The organism is Cryptosporangium sp. NPDC051539, assembly GCF_044454545.1.
Taxonomy (GTDB): domain Bacteria; phylum Actinomycetota; class Actinomycetes; order Mycobacteriales; family Cryptosporangiaceae; genus Cryptosporangium.
In genome coordinates, this window is the sequence record NZ_JBITDV010000006.1 from 65,945 (window position 1) to 86,226 (window position 20,282).

Annotated in this window: 17 protein-coding genes; 10 read left to right on the forward strand and 7 right to left on the reverse strand. The window is 72.8% G+C overall.

What is annotated here, in order from left to right; all coding sequences use genetic code 11:
• Positions 1 to 39 precede the first annotated feature (39 nt).
• The 4 genes from ACIBZJ_RS19470 to ACIBZJ_RS19485 all read right to left on the reverse strand — a co-directional run bounded on the left by ACIBZJ_RS19470 (position 40) and on the right by ACIBZJ_RS19485 (position 3,229).
• Positions 40 to 819, reverse strand: a complete 780-nt coding sequence (locus ACIBZJ_RS19470) for an LLM class F420-dependent oxidoreductase (protein ID WP_395931386.1) — start codon at positions 817 to 819, stop codon at positions 40 to 42.
• A gap of 53 nt (positions 820 to 872) precedes the next feature.
• The gene (locus ACIBZJ_RS19475) at positions 873 to 1,334 is read right to left on the reverse strand and encodes a hypothetical protein (protein ID WP_395931388.1); all 462 of its coding nucleotides are present in this window, start codon (positions 1,332 to 1,334) and stop codon (positions 873 to 875) included.
• A 399-nt stretch (positions 1,335 to 1,733) separates the two neighbouring features.
• Positions 1,734 to 2,675 carry an NADP-dependent oxidoreductase gene (locus ACIBZJ_RS19480; protein WP_395931390.1) on the reverse strand — a complete coding sequence of 314 codons (942 nt, stop codon included), beginning with the start codon at positions 2,673 to 2,675 and terminating at the stop codon, positions 1,734 to 1,736.
• A 14-nt stretch (positions 2,676 to 2,689) separates the two neighbouring features.
• Entirely contained in the window at positions 2,690 to 3,229 is a 540-nt protein-coding gene (locus ACIBZJ_RS19485; RefSeq protein WP_395931392.1) for a hypothetical protein, read from the reverse strand.
• A gap of 129 nt (positions 3,230 to 3,358) precedes the next feature.
• Between ACIBZJ_RS19485 and ACIBZJ_RS19490 the strand changes: the two genes are divergently transcribed.
• From ACIBZJ_RS19490 to ACIBZJ_RS19500, 3 genes are all read left to right on the forward strand, one after another.
• A complete protein-coding gene (locus ACIBZJ_RS19490) occupies positions 3,359 to 5,275 on the forward strand; it encodes a histidine kinase (RefSeq protein ID WP_395931394.1) in 1,917 nt (638 codons plus the stop codon).
• Positions 5,266 to 5,910 carry a response regulator transcription factor gene (locus ACIBZJ_RS19495; protein ID WP_395931396.1) on the forward strand — a complete coding sequence of 215 codons (645 nt, stop codon included), beginning with the start codon at positions 5,266 to 5,268 and terminating at the stop codon, positions 5,908 to 5,910. Before ACIBZJ_RS19490 ends, ACIBZJ_RS19495 begins: the two co-directional genes overlap by 10 nt.
• A 176-nt stretch (positions 5,911 to 6,086) precedes the next feature.
• Complete coding sequence (locus tag ACIBZJ_RS19500) at positions 6,087 to 6,812, forward strand: ArsR/SmtB family transcription factor (RefSeq protein WP_395931398.1); 726 nt, start codon at positions 6,087 to 6,089, stop codon at positions 6,810 to 6,812.
• Position 6,813: 1 nt separating this feature from the next.
• On the opposite strand, the gene ACIBZJ_RS19505 is transcribed toward ACIBZJ_RS19500, so the two are convergent.
• Positions 6,814 to 7,989, reverse strand: coding sequence for a S8 family peptidase (locus ACIBZJ_RS19505; RefSeq protein WP_395931400.1), 1,176 nt, complete (start codon positions 7,987 to 7,989; stop codon positions 6,814 to 6,816).
• 50 nt (positions 7,990 to 8,039) lie between these two features.
• Positions 8,040 to 8,585 (reverse strand): GNAT family N-acetyltransferase, encoded by a 546-nt coding sequence (locus ACIBZJ_RS19510; protein ID WP_395931402.1) that lies wholly within the window; start codon positions 8,583 to 8,585, stop codon positions 8,040 to 8,042.
• A 132-nt stretch (positions 8,586 to 8,717) separates the two neighbouring features.
• Between ACIBZJ_RS19510 and ACIBZJ_RS19515 the strand changes: the two genes are divergently transcribed.
• The 6 genes from ACIBZJ_RS19515 to ACIBZJ_RS19540 all read left to right on the forward strand — a co-directional run bounded on the left by ACIBZJ_RS19515 (position 8,718) and on the right by ACIBZJ_RS19540 (position 17,655).
• Positions 8,718 to 9,161, forward strand: a complete 444-nt coding sequence (locus ACIBZJ_RS19515) for an HPP family protein (protein ID WP_395931404.1) — start codon at positions 8,718 to 8,720, stop codon at positions 9,159 to 9,161.
• On the forward strand, positions 9,161 to 12,952 hold the full coding sequence (locus ACIBZJ_RS19520; protein ID WP_395931406.1) for an FHA domain-containing protein: 3,792 nt from the start codon (positions 9,161 to 9,163) through the stop codon (positions 12,950 to 12,952). The genes ACIBZJ_RS19515 and ACIBZJ_RS19520 overlap by 1 nt, the downstream gene beginning before the upstream one ends.
• A 12-nt stretch (positions 12,953 to 12,964) precedes the next feature.
• On the forward strand, positions 12,965 to 14,884 hold the full coding sequence (locus ACIBZJ_RS19525; protein WP_395931408.1) for a BTAD domain-containing putative transcriptional regulator: 1,920 nt from the start codon (positions 12,965 to 12,967) through the stop codon (positions 14,882 to 14,884).
• Between the two features lie 48 nt (positions 14,885 to 14,932).
• On the forward strand, positions 14,933 to 15,598 hold the full coding sequence (locus ACIBZJ_RS19530) for a peroxiredoxin (protein WP_395931410.1): 666 nt from the start codon (positions 14,933 to 14,935) through the stop codon (positions 15,596 to 15,598).
• Positions 15,541 to 16,701, forward strand: coding sequence for an NAD(P)/FAD-dependent oxidoreductase (locus ACIBZJ_RS19535; RefSeq protein ID WP_395931412.1), 1,161 nt, complete (start codon positions 15,541 to 15,543; stop codon positions 16,699 to 16,701). The genes ACIBZJ_RS19530 and ACIBZJ_RS19535 overlap by 58 nt, the downstream gene beginning before the upstream one ends.
• Positions 16,702 to 16,770: 69 nt before the next feature.
• Positions 16,771 to 17,655, forward strand: a complete 885-nt coding sequence (locus ACIBZJ_RS19540) for an RNA polymerase sigma-70 factor (RefSeq protein ID WP_395931414.1) — start codon at positions 16,771 to 16,773, stop codon at positions 17,653 to 17,655.
• 358 nt (positions 17,656 to 18,013) lie between these two features.
• On the opposite strand, the gene ACIBZJ_RS19545 is transcribed toward ACIBZJ_RS19540, so the two are convergent.
• Positions 18,014 to 19,033, reverse strand: a complete 1,020-nt coding sequence (locus tag ACIBZJ_RS19545) for a YbhN family protein (RefSeq protein ID WP_395931416.1) — start codon at positions 19,031 to 19,033, stop codon at positions 18,014 to 18,016.
• A 160-nt stretch (positions 19,034 to 19,193) separates the two neighbouring features.
• Here ACIBZJ_RS19545 and ACIBZJ_RS19550 point away from each other — a divergent pair, with 160 nt between their 5' ends.
• Positions 19,194 to 20,228: an ABC transporter permease gene (locus tag ACIBZJ_RS19550; protein WP_395931418.1), complete on the forward strand. Its 1,035-nt coding sequence runs from the start codon at positions 19,194 to 19,196 to the stop codon at positions 20,226 to 20,228.
• Positions 20,229 to 20,282: the final 54 nt, after the last annotated feature.

Below are 20,282 nucleotides of genomic sequence, written 5' to 3' on the forward strand. Positions count from 1 at the left end.
CCTCGATGGACCCCGAGCGCGCCCGGGGTCACGCTCCGGTCAGGCGTTGATCTCGTCGCGCCAGGCGACCCACTCGCGGAGCGCGGAGAGGTCGTAGTCCGGGCCGCCCAGACCGACCGTGAAGAGCGAGACGCCGAGGTCGCGGAGCTGCCCGCCGATCTCGGAAGGCTTGCCTTGCACGCCGCAGGAGATCTCGATCTCCGCCGGGTCGCGGCCGACGTCGGCGCAGTGCTGCCGGAGGATCCCGACCTTGCGCTCGATCGTGGGAACGTCACCGAAGCCGTGCCAGATGTCGGCGTGCTTCGCGACGAGACGCAGCGTCTTCTTCTCGCCGCCGCCGCCGATGAGCACCGGGATGTGCCGGGTCGGGGCCGGGTTCAGCTTCGCCAGGCGCGACTCGATCCGGGGGAGTGCCCCGGCGAGGTCGTCGAGGCGCCCGCCCGCGGTGCCGAACTCGTAGCCGTACTCGTCGTAGTCCTTTTCGAACCAACCCGAGCCGATGCCGAGGATGAGCCGGCCGTCGCTGATGTGATCGACGGTACGAGCCATGTCGGCGAGCAGCTCGGGGTTCCGGTAGCTGTTGCACGTGACCAGCGCGCCGATCTCGACGCGAGAGGTCTGCTCGGCCCAGGCCGCGAGCATCGTCCAGCACTCGAAGTGCTTGCCCTCGGGCTCGCCGTAGAGAGGGTAGAAGTGGTCCCAGTTGAACACGATGTCCGCGCCGATCTCCTCGGCCTCGGCGGCGGTGCGGCGAATGGTTTGGTAGTCAGCGTGCTGGGGCTGGAGTTGCAGCCCGACGCGAACGCGCTTGGTGCTCATGATCCGAGCCTAGACACCCGTTCTCGGTTGGCCCGGGAGCATGATGGTGCGTTTCAGCCGGCACACTCCGAGACCGCGATCCGCACCTGCTGGTTGACCGCGTCGAGGTCGAGGTCGGAGCTGGAGAGGTAGGCCTGGCGGGTGGCTTCGGCGAGCCGTTGGTACCGCGCCTCGGTCTGGGCGGCGGCTGCGCTGAGTTCGCCGGCCCGGTAGAGCCGGGAGCCGTCGGACTGCACGAAGTTCTCGGTCGTGAACGCCGGGAGGCCGCGGACGATCGTGCACGCCTCGGCGGCGTCTTTCGCCGGGCCGTCGGACGTGCCGGTGAGCAGGGAACCGCCTACCCAGACACCTCCTACGAGAAATGCGCCGCAGGCCAGGCCGATAAGTGCGGCGAGGAGTGGACGGCGCGGGGTCGGTTGCTTCAGTGGCCGCTGTGGCGGGGCGGCGGGCCACTCGATCGGCTGCAGGGGCATCGAGTCGGCTGGAGCGAGCTCCGTCGCTTCGAGGCTGGTCATGGCCGTTCTCCCCTCGTCGACGGTGGGTGGAATCAGGGACTGTTGAGTGTTCATGCGCTATCCAGAATAGGAATGCTCTGGCCTCGGTATTGCCTCGGGAGTCAGCTAATTAAGGCTCTCTTAAGTATCCTTAATGTGGAATTCCGTCGTCGGAGACAGCAAGTTTGAATGAGGTTCAAAACGCCATTCAAGGACATTCGGTAATATCTTCCACCAGCGGCCGCACCGAGCCCGGCCCAGCCGGCCGGCCCCGCCCGGGGGCGCGGCCGCGTCCGCGCACCGGGCGTCCGCGCACCGGGCGTCCGCGCACCGGGCGTCCGCGCACCGGGCGTCCGCGCACCGGGCGTCCGCGCACCCGGCGTCCGTACGGCGGGTGCGCAGACGCCCGGCGGGCGGCGGTTATTCGAAGCGGAGGACCAGACGGCCGCGGGTGCCGCCGGCCTCCAGCCGGCGGTGGGCCTCGACCGCCCGGTCGGCCGGGTACGTGTCGGCGACGCGAAGCGTCAGTGAGCCCTGCTCGGCGAGCTTCCGCAGCTCGTCGAGCTTCTCCAGCTCCTCGGCGTACTTCCGGACGACGACCGGCATGACGCGCAGGCCGCGCTCACCGTCGCCGGCATAACCCCGGACGGTCGTCACCGCACCGCCGTCGCGCACGGCGGGCAGGACGGCGGCGTTCAGGAGGGCTCCGTCGGCCAGCCCGTCGACGCCGTCCGGGTACTGGCCGCGGAGGCGTTCCGCGACGTCGGCACCGCGTGCGACCACCACGTCCGCGCCGAGTTCGCGGACCAGTGCCTCGTCGGCGGGCGAGGCGTCCGCGACGACGGTCAGGCCCGCGGCCTTGGCGAGCTGGATCACGTACCCGCCGAACGCACCGGCCGCGCCGGTCACCGCGAGCACCTGCCCGGGGCTGAGCTCCATCAGGTCGAGCGCCTGCCGCGCGGTGAGCCCGTTCATCGGCAGAGTCGCCGCCTCGGCGTCGCTCGCACCGGCCGGGACGTGGGTCACCGACCGCTCGGGCAGCACCAGGTCCTCGCGGTAGCCGCCGTGCCGGCCCGACGGGACGACGATGCCCATCACCCGGGTGCCGGGCGTGAGGTCGGCGCGTACGCCCGCACCGACCTCGGTCACGACACCGGCGACGTCCATGCCCGGCACGTCGGCGACGTCGGCCGGGCGGTCGGCGTCGGTCCGCAGCCCGGCGCGCACGCCGGTGTCGGTCGGATTGACCGCCGCCGCGGTCACCCGCACCCTCACCTGGTTCGGCCCCAGGGGTTCGGCCGGGAGGTCGAGCGTCTGCAGGACCTCGGGGCCGCCGTAGTTCGTCACACCGATTGCACGCATACCCCCTAGTACTACTAGCTCGGGATCGGCGCGGGTGCGCCCCGGGGGGCCGTCGACGTGGCCAACGCGCCGAACGACGCGACCAGCAGAACGTTGACGACCACCGCGAGCCATCCGACGTTCGCGATGTGCGCGACCGGCCACGTCACCGCGGCCAACGCCACCGCTACCGCGACCCAGGCCGCGCCGACGCGACGCAGCCGCAGGCCGACGGCGACGAGCAGCAGCGACAGCGGGAAGCACAAGCCCAGGATCTTGATCAGCACGGCCGCGCCGCTCGCGTCGTTCAGGTCGGTGTCGCCCAGCGACGTGTGGATCGTGTTGAACCCGTACCCGATGTTGCCGGCCGCGCCGAGGGCACCCACGACGAGCAGCACCACGGCGAACGCGCCCCGATTCCACTCGACCGCCCGGAACAGCACGAGCACGTAGCCGGTGGCACCGAGCACGTGCAGCACACCGGCCGCCGGGTCGTCCCAGCCCCGCAGGGCGTAGAGCAGGTCGGCGGCCAGGTAGACCACCGGGCCGGCCAGCAACAACACACGATCCTTCACGGGTCCTCCTCCGGAGCAGGTGCCCGCTACGATCGCCGCCGGCACCGGGCGCAGACATCCGGGCCGCCCCTCGCGTACCCGGGGGCCAGCCCTGATCCACGACCGCCGAACACCTGCGACGATGCCGACGTGACGAGCATCAGCACCCTGCGTACCGCGGCCGGCCTGGCCATCCTCGGGCTCGTCACGGCCGGGTTCGTGCTCGGGCCCCACCTCGGCAACCTCCACAACGGGCTGATCGCCGCGTCGTTCGGCGCGGTCGGGCTCTACGTCGTCCGGCGGCGGCCCGCGGTCCGCGAGGGCTGGCTCTTCGTGGCGACCGGCGCCGCGCACGCCTGGATGTTCGCCGCCCGCGAGTACGGGCTGGATGACCGGCCCGGGGCGACCTGGATCGGCTGGCTCGGTGTCTGGCCGCTCCCCCTGGTCCTGGTTCTGGTCGGCGTCACCGTGATGAGCTTTCCGACCGGACGCCTGCCGTCGCCGGGCTGGCGTCCAGTGCTGGGCGTTCTGACCGTGATCGGCCTGGTGCTCGCCACCGTGTCGGCGCTCTGGCCGGTGGAGTACGACCGCACGGCGCTGGTGGCCCCGCACCCGCTGGCCCTGCCCGGCGGGCCGGAAGCCCAGGCGTTCTACGACGTCGCCCGCCCGATCGGGTACCTGCTGTTCCAGCTGGTCTGGGTGGCCTCCCTGGTCGTCCGGCTGCGGCGGGCCCGCGGCGACGAGGCCAGGCAGCTCCGGCTGATCGTGTTCGTCGCCGCCGCCACGGCCGTGGTCATGGTCGGTGGCCTGCTGATCTGGGGCTCGCCGCTGCCCGGCGTGCTGGCGGTGCCGCTGGTGGCGGTCGCGGCCGGGGCGGCGATCCTGAAGTACCGGCTGTACGACCTCGATCCGGTCATCAACAAGGCGTTCGTGTTCGCGGTGATGGCCGCGGTCGTCGTACTGGGTTACTCGGTCGTCGTCACCGGCATCGGCCGGCTCGTCGACGGCTACGGCACGCTGCTGTCGCTGCTGGCCACCGCCGCGGTGGCGGTCGCGTTCGAGCCGCTGCGCCGCCGGGTGCAACGGCTGGCCGACCGCCTGGTCTACGGGCACCGCGCGACCGCGTACGAGGCCCTCGGCCGCCTCTCCGCACACCTGGCGGCGCCGGCCGGGCGTCCGCTGGACGGCATCTGCCTGACGGTCGCGGACGGCGTCGGCGCCCGCGAGGTCGTGCTCTGGGCCGGTCCCGACGACGAGCTGCGGGCGGTATCGGCCTGGCCGGACGCCGCCTTGCCGGCCGGCGTCCGGACGGCGACCGAGCTCGGTGGCGTCCGGATAGTGCACGACGGTCGCTTCCGCGGCGTCCTCAGCCTGGCGAAGGAACAGCCGCTGTCGGCGGCGGAGAGCCGCCTGGTGGGCGAACTCGCCGCGCAGGCGGGCCTGATCCTGGAGCTGCAAGGGACCGCGCAACGGCTGGTCGCCGCAGGCGACGCGGCCCGCAGACGGCTGGAACGGGACCTGCACGACGGCGCGCAGCAGCACCTGGTGACGGCCTCGCTGGAGCTCGGCCGTCTGGTCCGGCTGGCCGAGGAGTCCGGGAACCCGGACCTGACCGGGCGGGCCGAGGCCGCTCGCGCGCAGCTGCTCGCCGCGACCGCGGAGCTGCGCGAGATGGCCCGCGGCCTGCATCCCGCGGTGCTGACCCAGGACGGCATCGAGGCCGCGGTCGGCTATCTCGCCGACCGGTCCGCCGTCGCGGTGCGGGTCGCGGTCGACGTCGGCCGCCGGCTCCCGCCGGAGGTCGAGGCGACCGCCTACTTCGTGGTCAGCGAAGGCCTCACGAACGCCGCCAAGCATGCGGACGCCACGGTCGTCCACGTCCGGGTCACGCTCACCGACCCCGGCCTGCGGATCGACGTCGAGGACGACGGCGCGGGCGGCGCCGCGATCAAGCCCGGCAACGGCCTCGAAGGCCTGTCCGACCGGCTGGCGACGCTGGGCGCGCGGCTGGCCGTCGACAGCGGTCCCGGCGGTACCCGGCTCGGGACGGTGATCCCGTGCGGGTGACGCTGGCCGACGACTCGGTGCTGCTGCGCGAGGGCGTCGCGCGGATCCTCGCCGAGACCGGGTTCACGGTCGTGGGACAGGCCTCCGACGGCGACGGTCTGCTCGAGCTCGTGCGGCGCGACCCGCCGGACGTGGCGGTGATCGACCTGCGGATGCCGCCCGGGTTCTCGGCCGAGGGCATCGACGCGGCGGTGGCCATCCGGGAGGAGGCGCCGCAGGTGGGGCTGCTGCTGTTGTCGCAGTACGTGGAGGTGCACCACGCGCTGCGGCTGATCACGCAGTTCGACGGCGGGGTCGGGTACCTGCTCAAAGACCGGGTGTCGGACCTGACCTCGTTCGCCAACGACGTCCGGCGGATCGCGCACGGCGAAACCGTGATCGACCCGGAGCTCGTCACGCGGCTGGTGCGCCGGCGGCGGGAGTCCGATCCGCTCGACGACCTGACCGCGCGCGAGCGGGCGGTGCTCGCGCTGATGGCCCAGGGGATGTCGAACGCGGCGGTGGCCGCGGAACTGCACCTGTCGGTGAAGACCGTCGAATCGCACATCTCGGCGATCTTCGTGAAGCTCGACCTGGCCCCTGACGACCGCGAACACCGTCGCGTCCGCGCCGTGCTCACCTTCCTGCGCGCCTGACGGCCCGCACCGCCCCGGTCAGGTCGGCCACCGCGGCGGCCGAGACTCCGACCACCAGCACGGTGGACGCCGAGCCGCGCGCCGCCGGCGCCGCCCACGCGCTCGGGTCCCACCACGCTCGGCAGGGCGCGATCGTTCGTTCCCGGGCGAACCGTCGCCGCACTACGGTCGGGGGCATGGAGGATCGGGCCGTGGAGATCGCTGACGTGGACGTGGCGTTCGCCGCGCGGCTGTTCGCGGACCCGTCGCGGTCGGCGATGCTGACCCTGCTGCTCGACGGCCGCGCACACCCGGCCGGTGTGCTGGCCCGCGCGGCCGGGATCGGGCGTCCGGCGGCCAGCGCGCACCTCAAGCGGCTGGTCGAGGCCGGGTACGTCGAGGTGGTCCGGCAGGGACGGCACCGCTACCACCGGATCGCCCGGCCCGAGGTCGCGCTCGCGGTGGAGTCGCTCGCGGTGCTCGCGCCGCGGGTGGCGGTGCGCAGCCTCAAGCAGAGCCGGTCCGCGCGACGGCTGGCCGCCGCGCGAACCTGCTACGACCACCTGGCCGGCCGCGCCGGCGTCCGGCTGCGGGACGCGCTGGTCGACCACGGCGTGGTCGACCCCGACGGTCCGGTGCCGTCCGCGGGGGCGGCCCGCCTGGCCGAACTCCACATCGATCCGGACGCTCTGCAGCGTGGCCGCCGCGCGCTCGTGCGGGACTGCCTCGACTGGACCGAGCGCCGCCCGCACCTGGCCGGGGCGCTCCCGGCGGCGTTGCTGGTGACGTTCGTGGAGCGCGGCTGGATGGTGCGCCGGGACGGCCGCCACGTCGACGTCCCGGACGAGGGCTGGGCGGCCCTGAGCGCGTGGCTGGGCTGCACGGCCCGGTGCCACGCGCTCGTGGAGCCGCTGGCGTCGTAGCTCAGCCCGGCAGGATCTCCAGCACGGCGCCGTAGCCGTCCGCGGCCGGACGCCCGGCCAGCAGGGCGGCGAGGGACTCCCGCGGGGTGGTGCCGTGCTCGGCCGAGTGGGCGGCTACGGCGGCAGCCACCTGGGGCGCGGCGAACGACGTGCCGGTCCAGGACGCCCAGGGGTCGGCGCCGAACGCCGCCGGGCGGCCGCCGGAGATCGCGCGGTGGCCCTCGACGAACGTGGAGACCACGTCCTCGGCGACGGCCGAGCACTCCACCCAGTCGCCGTGGTTCGACCACGGGGACGGCGCGGAGGCGGCGGTGAGCCCCGCCACCGCGGCCACGTCCGGGAACGCGGCCGGCCAGCACGGGCGGTCTTCACCGTCGTTACCCGCGGCGGCGACGACCAGCGTGCCGGGGTGACGCTCGGCGAGCAGCCCGAGCGCGGCCTCGAACGCGATCGGAGGCTCGTCGCCGATCGTGCGCGTGCCCAGCGACAGGTTGAGCACGTCGGCGCCGTCGTCGGCCGCGCGGAGCATCGCGGCCGCGACCCGGGCGTCGCTGCCGGCACCGTCCGGGTCCATCACCCGGTACGCGCGGACCGTCGCGGCGGGGGCCACCTGCTGGACGAGGCCGGCCACGAACGTGCCGTGCCCGGTACCGGCGGCGAGCGTGTCCGTGGGGTCGGCGTCGCCGGAGACGCCCGCCAGCCAGCCGTCGCCGCGCGGCCGGGCGTCCACCCCGGTGTCGAGGACGGCCACCACGCACGGCGCGGACGACTCCGGCCGGAAGCGCGGCCCGCCGGAGGTGGGTAGCGGGCCGCTCAGCGCCTTGATGTGGCCGCGGCCCATCGGGCGCGGGCCGTCCAGCGCCTTGATGTAGCCGGCCATCGGGGCGACGTGATGGGCGGTGACCGGGACGCCGCGCCGGGCCGCGTCCGCGAGCACCTCGGCCAGGTGCGTACGGAGGGCGGGGCCGGTGAAGCGGACGACCCGGCCGTCCAGGCCGGGCACCAGGCCGGCGCGCAAGCCGTGTGCGGTGGCGAACCGGCGCACGGCGGGTGCGGTCAGATCCCGGTGGCGCACCAGCAGTTCGCCGGGGACGACGAGGACCTCGGAGCCGAGACCGTCGGGGAGAACCAACCGGTCGAGTGAGGGAGCAACCGTCATTTCGAGGGTGGTGGTCATGCCGCCCAGGGTCCTCGCGCGAGCCCGGCCGGGATAGGGCTCGCGGGCGGTCAGTGCCGCATGATCCAGATCGGGAGCGGATCGGCGAGCGTCGCCACGACCTCCCAGCCGCCGCGCCGGTAGAACTCGACGTTCGCGGGCTTGCTGGTCTCCAGGACGGCCGGCAGGCCGTCGGCCGCGGCCCGGTCCAGGCCGGCGCCCATGACCGCGCGCGCCCAGCCCCGGCCGCCGTGTCCCGGCCGGGTGCCCAGCACGCCGAGATACCAGAACGGCCCCGACGGCAGGGCGTCGTGCACCGCGGTGTCGTACGCGTGCATCCGGGCCGAGGTCTCCTCCGGCAGGGCCGGAGCCGTGACGGGGAGTGCGCCGCCCGGCGGCTCCCAGATCGCGGTCGCCGCACCACCGGCGACCGTCCAGATCGTGTTCCGGCCCACCCGCTTGTCGAAGAGGTGCCCGAAGAACGCCGCCGCTTGCGCCGGGTACCGCTCCGGATCAGGGAAGAGATACCGCAGCACGGGGTCGTCGCGGAACGCGGCCACCAGCGAGGCGACCACCTCCGCACGGTCGAGCGGGGTAGCGACGGTCACGGGTTCCATGCCTCCCATCCTGCGGGTGGGGGCAGTGCTGGCCCTGAGCCGCCCCACCCGAACGGACCCTTGCCGGAAACGACCGGCGACCGCACGCTGGATCGGCCACACGCGACGAGCCGGGTCGTCCAAGGGGGAAACATGCTGGTACGGGACGTCATGGCTAGATTTCCGGCGTGCATTCACCTGGGCGCCGACATCCGCCGTGCCGCCGAACTGGTCAGCATTTCGCAGGTCAGCGAGTTGATGGTGCTGGATCACGACGACGAGTTCGTCGGTGCGTTGTCGGAGGGCGACCTGATCCGTGCGGTGCTGCCGACCTATGACGAGAGCATGCGCGCGGGCGGGTCCCTGAACGACGCGTTCGGCGATCTGGCCCGCAAGGCCCGGGACCTGGCCGGGCGTCCGATCGACCCGCTGGTCGTGCGGAACGCGATCACGCTGCGCCCGACCGACGAGGTGGCCCGCGCTGCGGTCGTGATGACCGAGAAGCAGATCCGGCGCCTGCCGGTCGTCGAGGGCCGCAAGCTGGAAGGGACCGTGGCCCGGTCCGACATCTGCCGCGCCGTCATCTACCACGCCTGATGGCGTCCGTTCGGCTGGTCTTCACGAACCGGCGGACCGGCACTGCCGCCGAGCACACCGGCGACCTCCCGCTCACGATCGGCCGGGACGCGGCGCTCAGCGCGGTCGCGCTCGACGACCGGTCGGTTTCGCGCCGCCACGCCCGGCTCGAGCTCGACGGCAACGAGCTCGTCGTCGTCGATCTGAAGAGTTCGAACGGGACGTTCGTCAACGGCGAACGGGTCACGCGGCACGTCCTGCGTGACGACGACGTGCTGATGCTCGGCAGCAGCGAGGTGACCTGGTCGATCGAGCACGACTCCGACCGGACGATCCTCGCCGACCGGACGATCCTGGCGCCGTTCCGGGTGCCCTCGCGCGCGACGACCGGGCCGATCCGGGTGGTCTCCCCGGCCCGGCGGGTCGTGGAGGCGGCCGAGGTCCACAACCGCACGCAGGGCCACGAGCTGGACGGGTTCCTTTCGATCGAGCACGGTTTCCTGCCGGTCGAGCCCCCGCTGCTGGCGCTCCCGCCGTCGCACCGGCCGTGGGACGCGCTCGTCGACCGCCTGCCCGAGCTGTACGCGAACCTCGGCATGCGCCGCGAGCTCGAGCGGATGCCGGTGCTCGACGCGTCGCGCGAGGCGCTGCCCGATCCGTACCTGCTCCGGGCGTCGGCGATGCTCGGCGTGTTCGCGCACGCGTACCAGTACGTGCAGACCGATCCGCCGGAGGCGCTGCCGCCGAGCATCCTCAACCCCTGGCGGCAGGTGTCGCGGCGGCTGGGCAAGGACCTCCCTTCGGTGTCCTACGTCGACCTGTTCTTCTACAACTGGAAACTCCGCGACCCGGCCGGCCCGCGACGGCTCGACAACCTGGAGCTGCTCGTCCCGGCCTGGCGCAATCGGGCCGAGGCGATCTTCTACCTGGTCACGACCGAGTTCGCGATGGAACTGACCCCGCTGCTCGGTGCGATGCTCCAGGCCCAGGACGCGGTACTCACCGAAGACCGCGACGCGCTCACGGCCGCACTGCTGGTCATGCTCGAACGGCTGCAGCACGTCACGCAGGAGATCTATCCCCAGCTCGACCCGAACCCGCTGTCGTCCTCGCACCTCGACCTGGTGATGTGGGCGAAGACCGTCGGGACGTCCGGGGTGCCGATCTTCGACGGCGCTCCCAGCCCGGCCGGCACCGCGCAGCCGCAGATCCACGCGCTCGACGCGTTCTTCGGACGGTCGTCGTACGCGACGACGGTCGGGCAGCAGAGCCTGTCACTACGCAAAGCCATGCCCCGGCACTGGCGCGAGCTGATCGACGCGCTCGGCCAGGTGTCGGTGCGGGAGTTCGTCGACCGCCGGGGCAACACCGACCTGCGGGGGCTCTACGCGGCGGTGTTCGACGCCTACGTCGGCGACCGGGGCTGGATGGGCCTGCACCGGATCAAGGCCTACGGGTTCCTCGAGGTCGCGTTCAAGGTCGGCCGGTCGGTCACCACCGGCGCGAAGTTCACCGGGCTGTTCCGCGACAAGACCTGGGAGGCGATCGACGCCGAGCTGGCCGAGGTCCGCGACGAGCGCTGGCCGGCCGCCAACCAGCAGGTCTACACCGGGCGGGTCCGCCGCGGCCTCACGACGACGGATCCGGACTCGTCGGCCTGGACCACCCACCTGCGGCTGGACGTGACCGGGCAGGGCATCCGCTACCGGCCCGGCGACCGGCTCGGCGTGCTGCCGGAGAACGACGACGCGCTGGTCCGCGCCACGCTCCGGGCGCTGCGGGCCACCGGAGACGAGATCGTGCACCTGACCGCCGACTGGCGTGAGGCGATCCGGTTCCGCCCCGGGTTCGAGGACGGCGCCGAGGTGCTCCCGCTCAGCACCTTGCTGACGTTCGGCCGGATCCGTCCGGTGGAGCGGACCACCGCGAAGCGTCTGCTGGCGTTCTCGGCCGCCGGGACGCTCGAGCGGATCGTGTCGGCGCGGATGGAAGACCAGTGGGAGCTCTGGGATCTGCTCGACCTGGTCCGCTCGGCCGGGTACGACGTCACGCGGCTCTGGTCGGCCGGTCCGGACGAGGCGGAGAGCATCTGCCGGGTCGTGCCGCCGGAGGTGTTCCGGCTGTACTCGATCGCGTCGGCGGTTCCGGAGGGCGACCCGGCAGAGACGATCGACCTGGTCGTCGGCGGGCTCACCTACGACACCCCGCGCACGACGTACTCGTACGAGCGGCACCGCGCGGGCAGCGCTTCGCACTTCCTGCGCCGGATGACCAGCGAGGTGCGCTACCGCGACAAGCCGCTGTCGCTGACGATCGTGCCCACGCCGCGGTTCCGGCTCCCGGCCGACCCGGCCACGCCGATCGTCATGTTCGCGGCCGGCTCGGGCATCGCGCCGTTCCACGGTTTCGCCGCGGCCCGGGCGTCCGGGCCGGGCCCGAACACGCTGTTTCTCGGGCTCCGGCGGCCGGAGGACTTCGTGCACCCGGCCGTCTTCGAGGAACTGGCCGCCGCCGGGCGCCTGGAACTGCACGCCGCGTTCTCCCAGGCCGACAAACGGTTGCGGTTCGACGTCGGCGAATACGTCGTGGAGGACGGGACCCGGCAGCGCGTGGACCGGCTGATCCCGGCGGAGGCCGAAGGCCTGCGGGCCGCTGTACGGTCCGGCGGTCACTTGTACGTCTGCGGGAGCGCCGGCTTCGCCGGCTCGGTGCTGTCCGCGTTGCGGAACATCCAGGTGGACGTCCGGCAGCTGATCGCCGAAGGGCGGCTCGGCCTGGACATCTTCACCAGCTACCGCGGGCACGCGCAGCAGGGGGAGCGGTACGACATCTCCACGCTGATCGACCGGAACAGCCCGGAAACGGGCTACTGGATGGTCGTGAGCGGGAAGGTCTACGACGTCTCGGAGTTCATCCATCTGCACGTCGGCGGGCCGCAGATCATCCGGCACTACGTCGGGATGGACGCGACCAGCGCGTACCAGGGCGTGCTGCACCACGTGAACTCCGAGGTCGACGCCCAGCTGAGTCTGTACGAGCTGGGGCACGTGCGGCGGCTCTCGTTCGGCGACCGGTGGGGCGTGGTGCTGTCGGCCGAGGGGCTGCGGTTCGCACCGCTGGAGAGCCTGTTCACGGCGTGGGTGCGGTACGTGTACCTGGTCGTCGCGATGCAGAACGCGCTGGCCAACGACTACGGGTTCGCCTCGGCCGAGGCGACGGCCGGTGAGCGCGGTGCGACCGCGTTCAAGTTGCAGTTCCTCGTCGAGGCGCACCGCCGATTCCTGGGCAGCTACCTCGACGGGTTGCTGGACGACGACCTGACGTCGCTGTGGCAGGCCACGGTCGGTTTCTGCGCGCCGGAAGAAGACGTGCGGGAGCTGGCGGAGTCGCTGAAGTCGCTGCGGGACGACCCGGCGTACCGGTTGGCGCGCGAGTCGGTCACGTACGTCCGGGGGCTGCTGACCGGCTCGGTCGGTGCGGCCGAGCTCCGCATGATCGAGGGCCTGGCCCGCGGATACGCGGAGGCCGATCAGGGCGTGCTGCAGGCGCTGAAGGCGGCCCTGCGGGACGGGATCCTGGCGTTCGAGCAGCACGAGGAGTCGGTGATCGAGAAGGCCTCGGACCGGTTGGTGGCCGCGATCCGGGGCGCGGTGGGAGTGGTGGGCGACTACTACCGGCGGGTGGCCGCGCTGACCTCGGCCCACGGGCTGACGCTCGAGTCGCTGCCGGCCGGGCTGGTGGAGGAGCCGATCCCGGCCGACCGGGGGATCCCGGGTCATGGGACGCCGCTGGGCCCGACCGGGACGGCCTGACACGATTTGGACGTGCTGCGGATCGAGATGTTCGGCGGGTTCCGGGTGCTCGTCGAGGGCGCGGCCGTCCCGCCGGAGGCCTGGTCGCGCCGGGCGCCGACCGCGCTGGTGAAACTGCTGGCGCTGAGCCCCGGCCACCGGCTGCGTCGCGAGCAGGTGATGGACGCGCTCTGGCCGGAGCTCCCGCCGCCGGCCGCGGCCGCCAACGTGCGCAAGGCGCTGCACGCGGCGCGGCGGAACCTCGGCGCCGACGCGATCCTGTCGGTGAACGACCTGCTGTGCCTGCCGTCCGCGGGCATCGCGGTCGACGTCGGCGAGTACTGGTCGACGGGGGCCGAGGCGCGCCGCGGGCGGGACGTGGCCCGGTACGGCACGGCGGTCGAGCTGTACGGCAGCGGGTTGCTGCCGGAGGACCCCTACGAGGACTGGGCGACGCCGTACCGGGACGAGTTGCGCGAGGACTGGCTGGCGCTGGTCGGGGAGTACGCGGGCCTGCTCGAAGCGGGCGGGGACCTGAACGCCGCGGCCCGCGCCGTCCAGCGGCTGGTCGCGGCGGACCCGCTCGACGAGGACGGGCACGCGTGGCTGATGCGGCTGCACGCGCTGGCCGGGCGACGCGACGAGGCCCAGCGGCAGTTCGTCCGGCTCCGTGAACTGCTCGCGTCGGAGCTCGGAATCGAGCCGTCGGTGCGGACGCAGCGGTTGTCCGAGGAGATCCGGGCCGGTGAGGCGGCCGAGCCGTCGCTGACGTCGGACCTGTGGGAACGGGTGGGCGATCTGCGGGTGCAGTCGGGCGATCCGGCCGCGGGCGTGAAGGCCTACGGCCAGGTTCCCCCGACCGGGCGGATCCATCGGAAGACCGCGGCCGCCTGGCTGATGCTGCACCACGCCGACGATGCGGTCGCGCACCTGGATGCGGCCGACCGGCTCGGGCCGGACCCCGCCGAGCGGGGGCGGCTGGCCCAGCTGCGGGCCAACGTGGCCTGGGAGCGCGGCGACCTGGCCGGTGCGCACGGGTACGCCTCGGAGGCGCACCGGATCGCCGCCGAGCACGGGGACACCGACGACCTCGCGGCGGCGCTGGAGGCGCTGGCGTTCGTCTCACACATGCAGGGGGCCTGGCGGCCGGAGCTGCAGGGGCGGATCGAGGCGCTCGCCGGCGACTCGCTCGGGGCCCGCGTCGCCCGGTTCTGCGACTTCAACCACTGCCTGAGCCAGTTCCAGCTCTACGGGACCGGCGACGACGTGGGGGCGTACGCGCGGCAGACGCTCTCCGTCGCCGAACGGGTCGACGCGGTGCCCGCGCAGGCGTTCGCCTGGTGTCTGCTGGGGGAGTCGCTGCTGCTGCAGGCCCACTGGGACGAGGCGGCGGCGTGCCTGGAACGCAGCTGCGCACTGTACGAGCCGCTGGGGAGCCGGTCGGTGGCGTTGCCGTGGCTGCGGCGGGCGGAGCTGGCCGCGTGCGTCGGTGACCACGCCGAGGCGTCGGCGTATCTCAAACGGGCGACCGCGATCGCGACCGTGACGCCGATGGCGCGGCACGCGTGGGCGCGTCTGCACGCCACCGCGGCGCTGGCGGCCGTGGAGCGCGGTGAGCCCGAGGCGGCGATCCGGTCGGTGCGGGCGTCGCAGAGCGCGGCGGCGCGCTACGGCGAGTGCGCGACGTGCAGCGCGCAGCTGAATCCGGTCGGGGCGCAGGCGTTCGCGCTGCTCGGCGACCCGGAGCAGGCGGCGGTGCTGGCCGCGGCGGCGGCGGGCTTCGCCGCGGCGTTCCCGACGCCGGCCTGGACCGCGATGGCGGATCTGGCGGCGGGGTGGGCCACCGGTGCGGACGACCGCTTCCTCGCCGCGGGGGCCGGGTTCGAGCAGGCCGGGCACGTGTACTGGGCCGCCCGGGCGCGAGGGAACGTTCAGGGAACGGGCCGTTCGTAACGTCTTTTCCGACGGCGGGACCGAGGGTCCCCGGACGAAGGAGATGACATGAGCGTGACGATCGGCGACGTCGCCCCGGACTTCATCGCGGCGACCACGGAGGGCCCGATCGGGTTCCACGACTGGATCGGCGATTCCTGGGCGATCCTGTTCTCCCACCCGAAGGACTTCACCCCGATCTGCACCACCGAGCTCGGCTCTCTGGCCGCGCTCAAGCCCGAGTTCGACCGCCGGGGCGTCAAGATCATGGCGCTCTCGGTCGACTCGGTCGAGAAGCACGCCGCCTGGTCCGCCGACATCGAGGAGACCCAGGGCACGGCCCCGAACTACCCGATGATCGGCGACGCCGACTTCGTCGTCTCGAAGGCCTACAGCATGCTCGGCGCCGACGTCAGCGGCGACCCGTCCGACCGGACCGCGGCCGACAACCAGACCGTGCGCGGCGTCTACGTGATCGGCCCGGACAAGAAGATCAAGCTGATCCTGCTGTATCCGATGACCACCGGCCGCAATCTGGACGAGATCCTGCGGGTCGTCGACTCGCTCCGGCTGACCGCGGAGCACCAGGTCGCGACGCCGGTGAACTGGCAGCCGGGTGACGACGTGGTGATCGCCGGTTCGGTCTCGAACGACGCGGCGAAGGACCTGTTCGGCACGTGGAAAGAGCCGAAGCCCTACCTGCGCGTCGTTCCGCAGCCGGCCGGTTCGCGATGAGGGTCCTCATCCTCGGCGCCGGGTTCGGGGGCCTCGAGCTCTCGGCCCGGCTCTCCGACGCACTCGGCGACGAGGCCGACGTCACGCTGATCGACCGGGCCGACGGGTTCGTGTTCGGTTTCTCCAAGCTCGACGTGATGTTCGGCCGTACCACCGCCGAGGCGGTACGGCACTCGTACCGCGACCTGACCAAGCCGGGCGTCCGCTTCGTGCGGACGACGATCCGGGCGATCGACCCGGTGCACCGGCGGGTGTCGACCGACGCCGGAACGTTCGACGGTGACGTGCTGGTGGTCGCGCTCGGGGCCGACCTCGATCCGGGCGCCACCCCGGGGCTGGTCGAGGCCGGCCACGAGTTCTACACGGTGCCCGGTGCGTTCGCGATCCGGGACGTCCTCGAGGCGTTCGACGGCGGGCGGGTGATCGTCGGCGTCACGTCGACGCCGTTCAAGTGCCCGCCGGCGCCGAGCGAGACCGCGTTGATGCTGCACGACTACCTGGAGGCTCGCGGCCTGCGCGAGAAGTCGGAGATCGCGCTGGTCATGCCGCTGGGTGCGCCGATCCCGCCGTCGCCGGAGGCGTCGGAGTCGCTGCTCGGACGGTTCGCGGCCCGGGGGATCAGCTGGCATCCCGACCGGCTGGTCCGATCGCTGGAGCCGAATCTGGCCGTGTGCGCCGACGGCACCGAGATGCCGTTCGACTTGTTCCTCGGCGTGCCGGTGCACCGGGCGCCCGCGGTGGTGCGGGATTCCGGGATGTGCGTCGACGGCTGGATCCCGGTCGATCCGCTCACGCTGGAGACGGCGTACGAGGGGGTGTACGCGGTGGGCGACGTCACCAGCGTCGGCACGCCGAAGGCCGGGGTGTTCGCCGAGGGGCAGGCGTCCGTGGTGGCGTCGCGGATCCTCCGGGCCGGTGGCGGCGAGACCTACGGCGGCACCGGAATCTGCTTCATCGAGTTCGGCAACGACGAGATCGGGCGGGTCGAGGTGACGTTCCGGCGGGGTGAGCGTCCGACCGGGCGCTTCGATGACGCGTCGTCGCTGTACCGGGAGGACAAGTCGCAGTTCGGCGCCGTTCGCGTCCGGCGGTGGTTCGGCTAGTCACGTGGCGGGTCGTCACATCTCGTCCCCGGCCGGTGTCTGAATGCTGGACCCGACCGAGGAGGAGTCATGACGCGTAGCGTCGGAGCGGTGACCGACCCGTTCGTCGCTCATCGGAGCCTGCTGTTCACGGTGGCCTACGAGATGCTCGGCTCCGCCGCCGATGCCGAGGACGTCGTCCAGGAAACGTGGCTGCGCTGGACCGACGTGGACGTGAGCGACATCCGCGACCCGCGGGCCTACCTGGTGCGGATCGTCACCCGGCAGTCGCTGAACCGTCTCCGGACGCTCTCGCGTCGGCGCGAGGACTACGTCGGCGAGTGGCTGCCCGAGCCCCTGCTGACCAGCCCCGACGTGGCGGACGACGTCGAACTCGCGGAGAGCGTCTCGGTCGCGATGCTGACCGTGCTGGAAACGCTCGGCGCGGTCGAACGCGCGGTGTTCGTGCTGCGCGAGGTGTTCGACGTCCCGTACGACGAGATCGCCGAGGCGGTCGGGAAGACGCCAGCCTCCGTGCGGCAGATCGCCCACCGCGCCCGCGATCACGTGGCGGCCCGCCGTCCGCGGGTGCGGGTCAGCCGGGCCGAGCAGGACGCCGTCGTCGAGCGGTTCCTCTCCGCCGTTCGCGGCGGCGACCTCCGGGCTCTTCTGGACGTACTGGCTCCGGACGTCGTCGTGGTCGCCGACGGCGGCGGAATCGTCACCGCGGCGCGTCACCCGGTCGTCGGGGCACAGCGCGCGGCCGCGTTCCTGGCGATGCTGTCGAAGGTGGCGAATTTCTCGATCGAGGTGACCCTGCTCAACGGCGCTCCGGCGGTCCGGATCGAGGTGAACGGGGCCCTCGACACGGTGGCGAGCCTGCTGGTCGAGGACGGCCGGGTGTCGCGGGTCTTCGCGGTCCGCAACCCGGAGAAGCTCTCGCGGCTGGAGGAGGAAGCTCACCTCAGCCGCTAGGTCGCAACGGAACCCTCGACTGTCAGCTCGAGCAGGGCGACCGGAGCGACGCGGTGAAGGTCCTCCAGTACATGATCACCTGCTACGGACGGCACCTGAACCCCGACGGCTCGCTCCGCGTCCAGCGCGACGGCGACTTCGGGTCGATCACCAAGAGCGCGGCCCCGGTTCCGCTGCTCGCTCCCGCATCGATTTCAGCCCGGAGCCCGTTCGTGACCGTCCCGGTCGCGGTCCGGTCGGTCTCATGCGCCGGCAGCAGCCGGCAGAGCGCGAGCATCGACCCGGCGTTCCCCGGCCGGCGGGCGACGACCAGCGCGCCGGCGCACCACGAATGTGCCGTACCGTCGTTCCAGCGTTCCTACGTAGTCAGTCGGACCGCTGACGGTTCCGCTTCCGTGAGTGCCGGGCCGTGACGCTGCTTCCGGCGGATCAGCAGCCAGACGATCCAGCCGGCCGTGATGATGAACCCCAGGCTGACGAGCCGGTACAGCACGACCGCGGCGATCGCCGTGCTCGTGGTCAGTTCCCCGGCGACCAGTCCGACGATCAGCGCGCCGTCGACGACGCCGAGGTTTCCGGGAACGAGCGGAATGCTCGCTGCCGCCATGCCCGCGCAGTACGCCAGGACCAGATGCGCCGCGGTGATGTCGGGCGCCCCGACCGCTTTGCAGCAGAGCCAGAGGCACAGCGCGTCCAGCAGCCAGTTCGCCAGCGCGAAGTACGACGCGATCGCCAGGTCGAGCGGCCGGATCCGCACCGCGGTGAGCTCGCGCATCATTCTGAGCACCCGGCCGTCGCCGTCGGCCGGCCGGTGCCGCACCCGCGCGATCACGGATTCGAGGCCGCGCGCGACCGTCACCAGCCAGCGCGGATGGCGGGCCATCGCGCGGACGGCGAGGGCCAGGGCCAGACCGACGACCAGGTAGGTCACCAGCGTCCACCACCCGCTGCCGCTGCCGGCCAGGATCGCGCCGGCCGCGCCGATCATCACCAGGGCGACGCTGGAGAGCACACCGCTCAGCGCGATGCACCAGGACGCCGCCCCGGCGGAGGCGCCGTACCGCCGCATCTGCTGGAAGTTGTAGCGGGTCGAGAACAACGGGCCGCCCGGCAGGCTCACCGAGAGCGAGTGGGCCGCGAACGCCAGTGCCACGTGCCGGCCCAGGTGGACGGTGGTGCCGGCGGAGCGGAGGAGGCGCCGCTGCATCCGGGCGTAACCACCCATCGACACCAGCTCGGCGAGGACGGCGAGCGAGACCCAGCCCCAGTGCGGTGCGTGGAGCTGGCTGAACGCGGCGGCCAGCGACGGCCACCCGAAAACGGCCTCGACTATCACGATCACCGCCACGACGACGATCGGCACGACCTTGCGGAGCACGACTCACCCCCCTCGCCCAACTCGAACATTCACGCACTTACCCGGCTTCATAGCCTAAACGACCCCATTTATCAACAGGCGTTGATTTTGAAGCCGACTGTGTTCTACCGTGAGCCCATCAAAATCCACAAGTGTTGAATTCCCCTGAGGGAGAGTTGTCATGGCATCCACCCGGAAGGCGCCGGCCGGGCTCGAAGCGGCCGGCCTCGTCGCGGTGCTCGCGCTGATCGTCGGCCTGATGCTGCTCGCGTTCGGGCTGCCGTCGGTGAAGGGCGGGCCGCACGGGGTCCCGCTCGGGGTCGTCGCGCCGCCGGCGAACGTCGCCGCGGTGACGCAGGCCTTGGATCAGGCCGTGCCCGGCGGCTTCGACGTCCGGACCTACGGCGACGAGCAGGCGCTGCGGGCCGCGATCGGCGACCGGGACGTCTACGGCGGGTTCGTGTTCGGCGCCCGGGCGGGGAAACCGGTCGTGCACCTTCTCACGGCCGGTGCGGCCAGCCCGGCGATCGCGCAGGGCCTCACCGCGGTCGGTACCGCGCTGGGGACGCGGGCCGGAGCGACCGTGATCCAGGACGACGTCCGGCCGCTGCCTGCCGACGATCCGCGCGGGGCCGGGCTGGCGGCGGTCGGTTTGCCGCTGGTGATCGGCGGCCTGCTGCCCGCGGTGCTGCTCACCCGGAGGTTCCCCGGGCGGCCCGGGGTCCGGGTGCTCGCGGCGCTGGCGTTCGCGCTGGTGGAGGGCCCGCTGGTCGCGTCGATCCTGAACTGGTGGTTCGGGTCGATCGACGGGAACGTGCTGCCGGTCGCGGCCGGGCTGTCGTTCGGAATGGCGGCGGTGTCGCTGACCGTGCTCGGGCTGGAGTCGCTGCTGGGCGTCGCCGGACTCGGGCTCGGCGGAGCGCTGTTCGTGCTGCTCGGGAACCCGCTGTCGGGTATCGCGGCCGGCCCGGAGTTCCTCCCGGCCGGCTGGGGGACGTTCGGCCAGCTCATGCCGCCCGGGGCCAGCGCGACGCTGCTGCGCTCCGACGCGTTCTTCGACGGTGCCGGTGCGGCCCGGCCGCTGGTCGTGCTGAGCTGCTGGGTCGCCGGTGCGCTCGTCCTCAACGCGGCGGCCGGCCTGCGGAACCGTCGCCGCGCGGCCACGCCGCCGATCCCGGCCGAGGTCGCCGCGGAACCACGCCCCGCACTCGCGTGACGCCCGGGCCCGCTCCTCGGTCGCGGCCGGATCGCGCGGCGGCGCCGCTGGGCT